Below are 13,278 nucleotides of genomic sequence, written 5' to 3'. Positions count from 1 at the left end.
CTCCGCCCGGACCCCGTCCTCAAACACCGGACAGGTTTAAGGCTTCCCCGGCTCCGCCCGGACCCCGTCCCAGAACGCCGGACAGGCCGAAGGCTTGCCCGGCTCTGCCTGGGCCCCGTCCTCGGATGCCGGGCTGAAGGCGCCTGGGGCTTCGCCCCGGGCCCCGGGCCCCGGGCCTCAAGTGTCGGGCGGCTTGAAGTGCTACTCCACCGTCTGCCGACCCTCCGGGCGGGCGCTGCACGAGGCGCGGAAGGAGCAGTGGTCGCAGTGCTTGCCGAGGGCGGGTGCGAAGCGCTCGTCCAGGACCCGGCCTGCGGCGGTGGCGAGCAGGTCGCCGACCCATTCGCCGGAGGCGCCGCCCTCCAGGGCCTGCTGCGCCTGGATCTTGGGCACCGTGTCGCCGCCCTCGCGCTGGGCGGCGCCCTGGCGCAGCTGTACGAGTTCGGCGCCGCCCGGGGCGGGGCGCAGGCCGTCGAAGACCTCGTCGACGGCGCCTTCGCGCACGGCGAGCTGGTACACGGCGAGCTGCGGGTGGCGCTCGACCTCCTTGGCGGTCGGCGCGGACTTGCCGGTCTTGAAGTCGACGACGTACGCGCGCCCCTGCGGGTCCGCCTCGACCCGGTCCATGGAGCCGCGTACCCGGACGGCGTACTCCCCCGCGTCGAGGGTGACGTCGAAGTCGTGCTCGGTGGCCACGGCCGCCCGGCCCCCGCGGTCGGTGGTGTGCCAGCGCAGGAAGCGTTCGAGGGCTGCGCGGGCGTTGTCCTTCTCCTGGCGGGACTTCCAGGGGGCGTCGAAGGCGAGCGAGTCCCAGACGGAGTCGAGGCGTTCCATCAGGACAGCGAGGTCGGCAGGGGTGCGGCCGGAGGCGACCTCGTCGGCGAGGACGTGGACGACGTTGCCGATGCCCTGGGCGGCGGTGGAGGGGGCGTCGGCCTTGACCTCGCGGCCCAGGAACCACTGGAGGGAGCAGGTGTTGGCGAGCTGGTCCAGGGCGGAGCCGGACAGGGCGACCGGGTGGTCGCGGTCGCGGAGCGGGACGCTGCTGCGGGTGGGCTCGTACAGCCCCCACCAGCGCTGCGGGTGCGCGGCGGGGACGAGGGGGCGGTCCTCGTCGTCGGTGAGGACGGCGAGCCGGGCGAGGCGGCGGGCGGCGGCGTCGCGCAGGGCGGGCGAGGCGTCGGGGTCGACGGTGGTGGCGCGGAGTTCCGCGACGAGCGCGGGGACGGCGAGGGGGCGGCGGGGACGGCCTGTGACGTCCTTGACGGGGACGCCGAGCTCGGTGAGCAGGCGGGACGGCTGGTCGCCGTCCTCGGCGGGGGCCTTGACGGCGGTGACGACGAGCCGGTCGCGGGCGCGGGTGGCGGCGACGTAGAAGAGGCGGCGTTCCTCGGAGAGGAGCGCGCCGGGGGTGAGGGGCTCGGCGAGGCCGTCGCGGCCGATGCGGTCGGCTTCGAGGAGGGAGCCGCGGCGGCGCAGGTCGGGCCAGAGGCCTTCCTGTACTCCCGCGACGACGACGAGTCCCCACTCCAGGCCCTTGGAGCGGTGCGCGGTCATGAGGCGGACGGCTTCGCGGCGGACGGCGCGGGGGGTGAGGGTGTCTCCGGCGATGTCCTCGGCTTCGAGCTGTTCGAGGAAGTTGAGGGCGCCGCGGCCGCCGGTACGTTCCTCCGCGCGGGCGGCGGTGTCGAAGAGCGCGCAGACGGCGTCGAGGTCGCGGTCGGCGTTGCGGCCGGCGGGCCCGCCGCGGCGGGCGCTGCGTTCGAGGCGCTGCGGCCAGGGGGTGCCGTCCCAGAGGGTCCACAGGACCTCCTCGGCGGTGCCGCCGCCTTCGAGGAGCTCGCGGGCCTTGCGCAGCAGCAGGCCGAGGCGTTGCGCTCCGCGGGCGTAGGCGGGGTCGTGGGCGACGAGCCGCTCGGGCTCCGCGAGGGCGCGGGCGAGGAGGACGTCGGAGGGCGCGGGTGTGCGGACCCCGGCGGCCCGCTCCTCGTCGCGCAGGGCGCGGCCGAGGCGGCGGAGGTCGGCGGCGTCCATCCCGCCCAGCGGCGAGGACAGCAGCACGAGCGCGGCCTCGACCCCGATCCACCCTTCGCCTGCGGCGGACCCGGCCCCGGGGCCGGGCTCCACGTCGCCGGAAGCGGCCCCGACTCCGTCGCGGAGGCCCCCCTCCGCCCCGGCGGAGCCGGACAGGACGGTGCCGCCTTCGGCGGCGGGGGAAGCCTCCCGCCCACCCGCCCCGGAATCCCGAGCAGGCTCGCCCACGGCGCCGCCCCCGGCGGGATCACCGGCGGAGCCGGGCAGCCCGGAACCGGGCAGGGCCTCCGGGCCCGGCAGGGCGGGGCCGGGGGCGGTCCCGACGCCCTCGGGCAGCTCGCCCGCCGCGGGCAGGGCCCCGACGGGGTGGGCGGCGGCGCCGTCACCCTCGGGCAGCCCGTCGCCGGGCGCGTCCGGGTCGCCGGCCGAGCCGGGCAACCCGGAGCCGGGCAGGGCCTCCCCGCCCGACAAGGCGGGGCCGGGGGCGGTCCCGACGCCCTCGGGCAGCTCGTCGCGGGGCGCGTCCGGGTCGCCGGCTGAGCCGGGCAGCCCGGAGCCGGGCAGGGTCTCCGGGCCCGGCAGGGCGGGGGCGGCGTCGGCTTCGTCGGGCAGCCCACCGCCGCCCCCGGCCGGGTCGCCGGCCGGGGCGGGTGGGGTGGTGGGGGGGAGGGCGGATTCTGCGAGGGTGCGGAGGGCCGTGAGGAGGGGGGCTATGGCCGGTTCGTGGCGGAGGGGGGAGTCCGTGCCGTCCGTTTCGGCCGGGACTCCCGCCGCGATCAGGGCGCGGCGCATCTGCGGCAGGGTGCGGCCGCCCGCGCGGACCAGGACGGCCATGTCCTGCCACGGCACGCCGTCCTCCAGGTGGGCCCGGCGCAGGATGTCGGCGATGTTGTCCAGTTCCGCGCCGGCCGTCGGGTAGGTGAACACCTCGACCCGGCCGCCCTCGCGGGTCGAGGCGAGCGCGCGGTGGGCCCGTACCGCCGCCGAGGGCAGGCGCGGCACCGGCATGCGGGTGGTCAGGTGGCGGGTCGCGGTGAGGAGGGCGGAGGAGGAGCGGCGGGAGGTCGTGAGGGCGTGGATCCCGGCTCCGGGGAAGGAGGTCTCGAAGTCCAGGATGTTGTTGATGTCCGCGCCGCGGAAGGCGTAGATCGACTGGTCGGGGTCGCCGAAGGCGGTCAGGTGGCGGGCGGGGCCGGCGAGCGCGCGCAGCAGGCGCAGCTGCGAGGCGTCCGTGTCCTGGTACTCGTCCACGTAGATCGCGTCGTACAGGGAGGAGAGCGACGGGGTGCGCTCCGCCAGGAGGACCGCGCGGTGGAGGAGTTCCGCGTAGTCCAGGGTGCCCTGGAGGTCCAGGACGTCCAGGTACTCGGCGAGGAAGGCCGCCGCCGCCTTCCAGTCCGGGCGGCCGAGGCGGGACGCGAAATCGGAGAGGGCGGAAGGGCCGAGGCCCAGCTCGCGGGCGCGGGCCAGGACCGCGCGGACCTCGTCCGCGAAGCCCCGCGTGGTCAGCGCGGCCCGCAGGTCGTCCGGCCAGCGGATGGAGCGGATCCGGCGCTGGCCTTCGAGCAGGGTGCGGACCATGACGTCCTGCTCGGGGCCGGAGAGCAGGCGCAGCGGGTCCGCGAAGAGTTCGGTGTCCTGGTGGGCGCGGACCAGTCCGTAGCAGAAGGAGTGGAAGGTGGTGGCCTGCGGGGCGCGGGCCCCGCCGAGCCGCAGGGCGGTCCGGTCGCGCAGTTCCACCGCGGCCTTGCGGCTGAAGGTGAGGATCAGGATGCGCGCGGGGTCGGTCCCGGACTCGACGCGGGCGGCGACCGCCTCGACCAGCGTGGTCGTCTTCCCGGTGCCCGGTCCGGCCAGGACCAGCAGCGGACCTCCGGTGTGCTCAACCACCGCCCGCTGCGCTGCGTCCAGCACAGGGGGATCCACCCGCTCCGCACCGGTACGCACCAGGCGGTACGCGTCCGGGTTCCGTGTACGCCGCCGCTCGGTGCGGTGGCCTTCGGAGGAAGAGGTGTTCACGTGGGGTGCCGGTCCTGGTGGGTCTGCCGTTGCGGCGGTCGCTGCCGCAGCGGTTGCTGCTGCTGTGGTGACGGCCCGGGCGGTGCCCGTGACCGCGGCCGGAGCCCCGGCCGGAGCGGTGCCCCGGGCGGTGCCCGGAGCAGTGGCCGAAACCGAAGCCGAAGAGGCAACGCTACGGCACGGCGCGCGGCGGGCGCAGTTTCCCCGGGACTCCGGTCCTCGCTGCCATCCGGTCCCACGCATCCCCCGTACGGGGCTTCGCACGTCCCTTCGACCACCCCTCCGGGCCGCACATGGCCGAAGCTGTCACATGTGACCTTCGTCCCGTGCCGTGTCCGCGCCGTCCCCCTCCCAGCGCGCCCGCCGCATGTCGAGCCGGGGTTCGCCGTCGCCGGTGAGCCGCAGCGGGGTGGCCTCGGCCCGGTAGTTCTCCAGGGCCCTGCGCTCGCTGCCGGGCAGCGGACGGCCGTCGGCCCGCACCACCCGCCACCAGGGCACTGCTCCCCCGTACAGGGCCATGACCCGGCCCACTTGGCGGGGGCCGCCCTCGCCGAGCCACTCCGCGACGTCGCCGTACGTCATCACCCGGCCGGGCGGAATCCGCTCGGCCGCCTCCAGCACCCGCTCCGCGTACGCCGGCAGCTCTTCGCTCATTCGGCCCATGGTGCCGCACCGGACCGACAAGGGGGCGTGAAGAACGTGGAAGCCGGTGTTCCGGACCGGCTCGCACCCTGCTGCCCCGCGCGGCCGCCGGTCCGTGCCACCATCTTCCGGGCGGTGACGCGTGATACGTGATCAAGAAGAGACGGAAGCGACGGGAAGGGAGCAGGGTGTGAGTCCTCCGGACGGCGCGGCGATGAACGACGGCGCGCGCCCAGACGAAGGCCCGCCACCGGGCCTCGAGGACGTCGAGACCCCGCACGGCCACGCCCCCACGGCCGCCGACCAGGTCGAGGTCGACGAGCCGCTGCTCGCCGCCCGCGTGCACCGCCCCTCCGACCTCGTACGCCTCCTCGTCGGGATCCTCGGCATCGCCGTCGTCCTCGGCATCGCCGCCTTCGCCCACGGCACCACCGCGGGTCTGGAAGCCGACATCAGCAACGGCACCGGGCAGGCCCCCGACGTGCTGATCAAGGTCGCCGGGCTGGTGTCGAGCATCGCGGTGCTCCTCGTCCCGGTCGCCTTCGCCATCGAGCGGCTGATCAAACGCGACGGACTGCGCATCGCCGACGGCGTGCTCGCGGCCGTCCTGGCGCACGGGGTCACCCTCGCCACCGACCTCTGGGTCTCCCAGGCGGCCCCCGAGACCATCCAGGAGGCCCTCACCCGGCCCACCCTGGCCGGCGGGGCCCTCACCGATCCGGTGCACGGCTACCTCGCGCCGGTGATCGCGTACATGACCGCCGTCGGAATGACCCGGCGCCCGCGCTGGCGCGTCGCGCTGTGGGTGGTCCTGCTGCTGGACGCCTTCGCGATGCTGGTCGGCGGCTACACCACCCCCTTCTCGATCATCCTGACCGTGCTGATCGGCTGGAGCGTCGCGTACGGAACCCTGTACGCCGTCGGCTCGCCGAACGTCCGCCCCACCGGGCAGAACCTCCTCGCGGGCCTGCGCCGGGTCGGCTTCCAGCCGGTCAGCGCGATGCGCGCCGAGTCCCCCGAGGGCCACGACAGCACGGAGGTCAGCGACCGCGGGCGGCGCTACCACGTGACGCTGGAGGACGGCCCGCCGCTCGACGTCACCGTCGTGGACCGGGAGCAGCAGGCCCAGGGCTTCTACTACCGGGTGTGGCGCCGGCTCACGCTGCGCGGGATCACCACCCGGCGCAGTCTGCAGTCCCTGCGCCAGGCGCTGGAGCAGGAGGCCCTGCTCGCGTACGCGGCCATCGCCGCCGGGGCCAACGCGCCCAAGCTCATCGCCACCTCCGAGCTGGGTCCGGACGCCGTGATGCTCGTCTACGAGCACCTGGGCGGACGGAGCCTGGACGCGCTGGCCGACGAGGAGATCACCGACGAGCTGAGCCGCAACGCGTGGCAGCAGGTACGGGCCCTGCAGTCCCGGCGGATCGCGCACCGGCGGCTCACCGGGGACGCCCTCGTGGTGGATCGTTCCGCCAGCGCCGACGGCAGCGCCGGCACCCCGGGGGGCACGATCACCCTGACCGACCTGCGCGGCGGCGAGATCGCGGCCGGCGACCTCGTGCTGCGCATGGACATCGCGCAGCTCCTCACCACCCTCGGCCTGCGGGTCGGCGCCGAGCGCTCGGTCGCCTCGGCGGTGTCGGTGCTCGGCCCGGACGCGGTGGCGGACTGTCTGCCGCTGCTCCAGCCGATCGCGCTGAGCCGCTCCACGCGGGCGACGCTGCGCAAGCTGGCGCGGGAGCGGGCGGACCGGGAGCGGGAAGCCGTACTGGAGTCCTCGCGGGCGGCGAAGGCGGCGCGCATGGCGGACTCCGCCCCCGGCTCGGCGCGCTCCGCCATCGACAAGGTCGAGAAGAAGGCCGAGAAGAAGGCCTTGGACGACGCGCTCGACGGGGCCCGCGAGGAGGACCTGCTGAGCCAGATCCGCCAGCAGGTGCTGCTGATCCGCCCGCAGGCGCCGGTGGAGCCGGCCCGGCTGGAGCGGATCCGGCCGCGCACGCTGGTGTCGTTCATCGCGGGCGCGCTGGGCGCGTACTTCCTGGTCACGCAGATCGCGCACGTCGACTTCGGCACCACCATCTCCGAGGCGCGGTGGGGCTGGGTCGGGGTGGCACTCGCCTTCTCGGGGCTGAGCTATTTCGCTGCGGCGATGAGCCTGCTGGGCTTCGTGCCCGAGCGGGTGTCGTTCCTGCGGACCGTGGTGGCCCAGGTCGCCGGATCCTTCGTGAAGCTGGTGGCTCCGGCGGCGGTCGGCGGTGTCGCGCTGAACACCCGCTTCCTCCAGCGGGCCGGCATCCGGCCCGGGCTGGCGGTGGCCAGCGTGGGCGCCTCGCAGCTGTTCGGGCTGGCGAGCCACATCCTGCTGCTGCTGTCCTTCGGCTATCTGACGGGGACCGAGAAGACCCCCGAGATGACCCCGTCGAGGACGGTGATCGCCGGTCTGCTGACGGTGGCCGTGCTGGTGCTCGTGGTCACGGCCGTGCCCTTCCTCCGGAAGTTCGTGGCGACCCGGGTACGGGCCCTGTTCGCGGGCGTGGTCCCGCGCATGCTGGACGTGCTCCAGCGGCCGCAGAAGCTGCTGACCGGCATCGGCGGGATGCTGCTGCTGACGGGCTGCTTCGTGATGTGCCTGGACGCCTCGATCCGCGCCTTCGGCGGCGGCGAGGACATCAGCTACGCGAGCATCGCCGTGGTCTTCCTGGCCGGCAACGCGCTGGGCTCGGCCGCGCCGACGCCGGGCGGCATCGGAGCGGTGGAGGGTGCGCTGACGCTGGGTCTGGTCGCGGCGGGGCTGGACGGCCAGGTGGCGTTCTCCTCGGTGCTGCTGTTCCGGGTGGCGACGTTCTGGCTGCCGGTGCTGCCGGGATGGGTCTCCTTCAACTTCCTGACGCGCAAGGAAGCGATCTGAGCGATCTGAGCGATCCAGGGCGGCCCTAAACCGCTGGAGCCCGGTCGGCGGCCCTGCCTAGGGTGGCCGGATGAACGGAATACGGGTCCTGCCCGACCACGACGGATGGCGGGCCGGCTTCGAGGAGCGGGTGCTCGCCGGGTACCGGGCCGCGGGATGCACGGAGCCCCTCGCCCGGGCCCTGCTGGAGCGGGCGCTGGAGGGGGTCGACGGCTGGACGGTGGCCACGGACGGCGCCGGCTGGATCGTGGTCGGGGTGTCCGAGGGCAACGGGGCGACCGTGGGCCGGATCCACGACCTGACGGCGGCACAGCCGGAGGCGGCGGCCGCGGCCCGCACGTGGGCCGAGCGGTGGTGCGCCGAGCGGGGCGCGGAGCGGGTGGAGGTCCGCCTCACCGGCGGAGCCGCGGGCGCCGGGGCAGGCGCAGGCAGCGCCGGACTGTTCGCCGGCTATCCCGTGCGGGGCCAGACCCGGCTGCGGGCCGCCGCCGAGCACCCCGTCCTGCCGTCGGGCCTCACCGTCCGCCCGCTCACCGAGGAGGAGTACCCCGGCTGGTACGCCGGCGAGGTGGCCGCATACGTGGCGGACATCGTCCGGGCCGGGGCCCTGACCCCGGAGCAGGCCGGGGCCAAGTCCGACGAGGACTTCGCCCGTTACCTCCCGCAGGGCCGCGCGACCCCCGGGCACGCCTTCTACGCGCTGGAGGCCGGCGGACAGGTGATCGGCACGGGCTGGGTGAACCACGGCTTCCTGCCGGGCGTGACCTTCGGCTTCTCGCTGGAGGTGTACGAGGAGCACCGCGGCCGGGGCTACGGCCGGGCCGCGATGTCCGTCGGCGAGTGGGCCGCCCGGCAGGGCGGTGACGGGGCGCTGATGTTCAACGTCTTCGGCGGCAACGAGGTGGCGATGAGCCTGTACGACCGGACGGGCTTCGCCGTCCTGGACGAGTTCCGCTCGCTGCCCCTCTGAAGCGCGCCTCTGAAGCGCCCTACGGAAGCGCGCCGCTGGAGCCCGCCCCCTCAGAAGAGCAGCAGCAGTGACGCCAACAGGGCGGCGGACCCGACGACTTCGACGGCGCCGACCACCCCCACCTTGAGCCCGCGGCCCGGGAGGGCTGCGGCGCGGGCCAGGTAGCCCGCGAAGGGGATCGCCAGCCACGGGGACAGGAGGGCCGCCAGGGCGGCGGCCACCGCGTGGTAGGCCACCGAACCGCGGTAGTACGTACGGGAGTTGCGCTCCCTGATCATCGTCTTCACGTACGGGACCGTGCCCGCGAAGTACAGCAGGCAGGCGGCGGCTGGCGCCCACGGCAGCCCTCCGCCGCCCAGCCGGGCGGCCACCAGCAGCATTCCGCAGGCCGGGACCACCGCGGCCAGCCCGTTGAGCAGGGACCGCTCGCGGTTGTTCCGCGCGAACCAGGAGTTCACGGCCACGAAGGGCGCCGCCGCCGCGCCCGCGAGCAGCAGCCAGGGGTGGAGCACCGCGAGCGGGATCCCCGCCAGGGCGGTCGCCGCGCCGAGGACGAGCGCCGGGCGGACGTGCCGCCGTGCCACCGCCGGGCGCCGGGCGGCGACCCGGCGCAGGCGCAGCCACTGCTGGGCGTGGAAGACCGCGGCGTAGCCGAGGAGCCAGGCCGCCAGGAGGAGGGCGTGCTGCCACCCGGGCCGCGGCGAGAGGAACGTGCCCGCGAGGAAGGGCACGGTGAGCATCGCCCACGCCCCGTGCTGGTCCGGGATCCAGGAGGCCTTCTTCGGCGCCACGCTCCCCAGCCTTCCGCTAATTGGTATTCGGTCGCGTAATTTCCGGCCGTGCACCGGAGTTGACCCTTTCCAGCGTGGCATCCGCCCGGCCTGTGAAAGACCGGAATTAGGTCACGCCCGTACGGGACCTTTGTCATCGGATTCGCCTCCGCGCCGGGCGTAGCGTCGTGTCTGGGTCATCTTGCCCGGACCCCACGCACCGCCTTTTATTCCGGCCTGGAGGGTCGCCTTGCACGAGCGCCACACACGCGACGGACACCAGGACGCCGCCGAATCGCTGATCAAGGCGGGGAGTTTCTTCAGGACCGCCGAGGTCTCCGACGACCTGCGGACCGTCCACCACACCGGCGGCCGCGCCGCCGAGGCCTTCTACCGCGACCGGTGGAGCCACGACAAGGTCGTGTACTCCACCCACGGCGTGAACTGCACCGGCTCCTGCCGGTGGAAGGTCTACGTCAAGGACGGGATCATCACCTGGGAGACCCAGTCCACCGACTACCCCTCGGTCGGCCCCGACAGCCCGGAGTACGAACCCCGCGGCTGCCCGCGCGGCGCCTCCTTCTCCTGGTACTCCTACTCCCCCACCCGGGTGCGCTACCCGTACGTGCGCGGCGCCCTGCTGGAGATGTACCGCGAGGCCAAGGCGCGCCTCGGCGACCCGGTCGAGGCCTGGGCCGACATCCAGTCCGACCCGGTCCGCCGGCGCACGTACCAGCAGGCGCGCGGCAAGGGCGGGCTGGTGCGGGCGACGTGGGAGGAGGCGACGGAGATCGTCGCCGCCGCGCACGTGCACACGATCAAGGAGCACGGCCCGGACCGGGTGGCCGGCTTCTCGCCGATCCCGGCGATGTCGATGGCCTCGCACGCGGCCGGCGCCCGGTTCCACTCGCTCATCGGCGCGCCGATGCTGTCCTTCTACGACTGGTACGCCGACCTCCCGGTCGCCTCTCCGCAGGTCTTCGGCGACCAGACCGACGTCCCGGAGTCGGGCGACTGGTGGGACGCCGCGTACCTGATGATGTGGGGCTCGAACGTCCCCGTCACCCGTACCCCGGACGCGCACTGGATGACCGAGGCCCGCTACCGCGGCCAGAAGGTCGTCGCCGTTTCCCCGGATTACGCGGACAACACCAAGTTCGCCGACGAATGGATGCACCCGCACCCCGGTACGGACGGTGCGCTGGCCCTCGCGATGGGCCACGTCATCCTCAAGGAATTCTTCGTCGAGAAGCAGACCCCCTTCTTCACGGATTACGTCCGGAAGTACACGGACCTGCCTTTCCTGGTGTCCCTCAAGGAGACCGATCAGGGTCTGGTTCCGGGGAAGTTCGTCACCGCCGCCGATCTGGGCCGGGAGACGGAGAACGCGCAGTGGAAGACGGTGCTGATCGACGACGCGACCGGCGAGGCCGTCGTGCCGAACGGATCGCTGGGCCACCGCTGGGGCAAGAACGAGCAGCCCGAGTGGAACCTCGACCTCGGTGACACCGTTCCGAGGCTGACCCTGCACGGCACCGCCGACGAGGCCGTCGAGATCACCCTGCCCCGCTTCGAGGACGACGAGCAGGGCGGCACGATCCGCCGCGGTGTGCCCGTACGGCGCCTCGCGACCGCGGGCGGGGACCGGCTGGTCACCACCGTCTTCGACCTGATGCTGGCCCAGTACGGGGTGGGCCGCGAGGGCCTGCCCGGCGTGTGGCCCACCGGTTACGAGGACGCGAGCGCCCCGGGCACCCCCGGCTGGCAGGAGTCGCTGACCTCCGTGCCGGCGGCCCAGGCGACGCGCGTGGCGCGGGAGTTCGCGAAGACGGCCGAGGATTCGCAGGGCCGCTGCATGATCCTGATGGGCGCCGGCACGAACCACTGGTTCCACTCGGAGACCATCTACCGCTCCTTCCTGGCGCTGCTCACCCTCACCGGCTGCCAGGGCCGCAACGGCGGCGGCTGGGGCCACTACGTCGGCCAGGAGAAGTGCCGTCCGGTCACGGGCTGGGCGACGCTGGCCGCGGCCTCCGACTGGTCGCGCCCGCCGCGCCAGATGATCGGCGCGGCCTGGTTCTACCTGCACACCGACCAGTGGCGGTACGACACGCTGCCGGCCGAGGCCCTGGCCTCCCCGCTGGCCACCGGCGCCTTCGAGGGCATGACCGGCTCGGACTGCCTGGCGGCGAGCGCCCGGATGGGCTGGATGCCCTCGTACCCGACCTTCGACCGCAACTCCCTGGAGCTGGGCGCGGCCGAGGACCCGGTCGCCGAGACGGTCCGGCAGCTCAAGAGCGGCGAGCTGGGCTTCGCCGGCGAGGACCCGGACGCCCCGCGCAACTGGCCGCGCGTGCTGAACGTATGGCGGGCCAACCTGCTGGGCTCCAGCTCCAAGGGCAACGAGTACTTCCTCAAGCACCTGCTGGGCACGCACTCCAACCTGCCCGAGGACGGGCCGCGCTGCACGCCGAAGGACGTGACGTACCGGGAGGAGGACGTGGAGGGCAAGCTCGACCTGCTCATGTCCATGGACTTCCGGATGACCTCCACGACGCTGCTGTCCGACGTGGTGTTCCCGGCGGCCACCTGGTACGAGAAGCACGACCTGTCCTCCACGGACATGCACCCCTTCCTGCACGCCTTCACCCCGGCGGTGGACCCGCCGTGGCAGGCGAAGTCCGACTACGACGCCTTCAAGGGTCTGGCGGAGCGCTTCGGCGAGCTCGCCGGGACCCACCTGGGCGTGCGCAAGGACCTGGTCGCCTCGGCCCTCCAGCACGACACGGCCGGCGGCGAGATGGCCCAGCCCGGCGGCGTCGCGCTGGACTGGTCGAAGGGCGAGTGCGAGCCCGTTCCCGGCAAGACCATGTACAACCTGACGGTCGTGGAGCGGGACTACGGCGCGGTCGGCGAGAAGTTCGCCGCCCTCGGCCCGCTGGTGGACGAGCTGGGCGTGACCACGAAGGCCATCACCTTCGACGTCGCGGAGGAGGTCGCCTACCTCGGCGCGAAGAACGGCACGGTCCGCGGCGGCGTCGCCGACGGCCGCCCGCGCCTGGAGACGGCCCAGCAGGCCTGCGAGGCGATCCTCTCGCTGTCCGGCACCAGCAACGGCCGCCTGGCCACGCAGGGGTTCGAGACGCTGGAGAAGAAGGTCGGCACGCACATGGCCCACCTGGCCGCCGAGGCCGAGGGCAAGCGGATCAGCTTCGCCGACACCCAGGCCCGCCCGGTCCCGGTGATCACCTCGCCCGAGTGGTCGGGCTCCGAGTCCGGCGGACGCCGGTACACGGCCTTCACGATCAACACCGAGCACCTCAAGCCCTGGCACACCCTCACCGGCCGCCAGCACTTCTTCATCGACCACGACTGGCTGCACGAGGTCGGGGAGTCCCTCCCCGTCTACAAGCCGCCGCTCAACATGCACACCCTGTACGGGGAGCCCGAGCTCGGCACGGTCGACGAGAAGCAGAAGTCGGTGGCCGTCCGGTACCTGACCCCGCACAACAAGTGGGCGATCCACAGCCAGTACCAGGACAACCTCTACATGATGACCCTGGGCCGCGGCGGCCAGACGGTGTGGATGTCCCCGCAGGACGCGGAGGCGATCGGCGTCGCGGACAACGACTGGATCGAGGCGGTCAACCGCAACGGCGTGATCACCGCCCGCGCGATCGTCTCCCACAAGATGCCGCCCGGCACGGTGTACATGAACCACGCGCAGGAGCGCACGGTCGGCGTCCCCAAGACGGAGAAGACGGGCCGCCGCGGCGGCATCCACAACTCGCTGACCCGGGTGATGCTCAAGCCCACCCACCTCATCGGCGGTTACGCCCAGCTCACCTGGGCCTTCAACTACCTCGGCCCGACCGGCAACCAGCGCGACGAGGTGACGGTCATCCGCCGCCGCGACCAGAAGGTGGAGTTCTAAG

At 73.8% G+C, this 13,278-nt stretch carries 6 protein-coding genes; 3 read left to right on the top strand and 3 right to left on the bottom strand.

Annotated features, from left to right (window positions below):
- Window positions 1-201 precede the first annotated feature (201 nt).
- The gene (locus ACZ60J_RS24030) at window positions 202-4,053 is read right to left on the bottom strand and encodes a UvrD-helicase domain-containing protein (protein WP_469684771.1); all 3,852 of its coding nucleotides are present in this window, start codon (window positions 4,051-4,053) and stop codon (window positions 202-204) included.
- A 306-nt stretch (window positions 4,054-4,359) separates the two neighbouring features.
- Window positions 4,360-4,707, bottom strand: coding sequence for an MGMT family protein (locus tag ACZ60J_RS24025; protein ID WP_469684769.1), 348 nt, complete (start codon window positions 4,705-4,707; stop codon window positions 4,360-4,362).
- Window positions 4,708-4,837: 130 nt separating this feature from the next.
- Here ACZ60J_RS24025 and ACZ60J_RS24020 point away from each other — a divergent pair, with 130 nt between their 5' ends.
- Together ACZ60J_RS24020 and ACZ60J_RS24015 are read left to right on the top strand one after the other, a co-directional pair.
- Entirely contained in the window at window positions 4,838-7,603 is a 2,766-nt protein-coding gene (locus ACZ60J_RS24020; RefSeq protein ID WP_469684767.1) for a lysylphosphatidylglycerol synthase transmembrane domain-containing protein, read from the top strand.
- Between the two features lie 70 nt (window positions 7,604-7,673).
- Window positions 7,674-8,573 carry a GNAT family N-acetyltransferase gene (locus ACZ60J_RS24015; RefSeq protein WP_469684765.1) on the top strand — a complete coding sequence of 300 codons (900 nt, stop codon included), beginning with the start codon at window positions 7,674-7,676 and terminating at the stop codon, window positions 8,571-8,573.
- Window positions 8,574-8,623: 50 nt separating this feature from the next.
- Here the strand turns inward: ACZ60J_RS24015 and ACZ60J_RS24010 are convergent, their stop codons facing one another.
- Window positions 8,624-9,364: a YwiC-like family protein gene (locus tag ACZ60J_RS24010; protein ID WP_469684764.1), complete on the bottom strand. Its 741-nt coding sequence runs from the start codon at window positions 9,362-9,364 to the stop codon at window positions 8,624-8,626.
- A 229-nt stretch (window positions 9,365-9,593) separates the two neighbouring features.
- Here ACZ60J_RS24010 and ACZ60J_RS24005 point away from each other — a divergent pair, with 229 nt between their 5' ends.
- A complete protein-coding gene (locus tag ACZ60J_RS24005) occupies window positions 9,594-13,277 on the top strand; it encodes a nitrate reductase subunit alpha (RefSeq protein ID WP_469684762.1) in 3,684 nt (1,227 codons plus the stop codon).
- Window position 13,278: the final 1 nt, after the last annotated feature.

It is taken from the genome of Streptomyces sp. NPDC104226 (assembly GCF_055584085.1).
The sequence above is the reverse complement of the archived record's forward strand: the minus strand, read 5'-3'. Positions and strand labels throughout refer to the sequence as shown.

Excerpts from the sequence above, each read along its gene's own strand:
- ACZ60J_RS24025 (WP_469684769.1), bottom strand. The coding sequence starts at position 4,707 with ATGAGCGAAGAGCTGCCGGCGTACGCGGAGCGGGTGCTGGAGGCGGCC.
- ACZ60J_RS24015 (WP_469684765.1), top strand. The coding sequence starts at position 7,674 with ATGAACGGAATACGGGTCCTGCCCGACCACGACGGATGGCGGGCCGGC.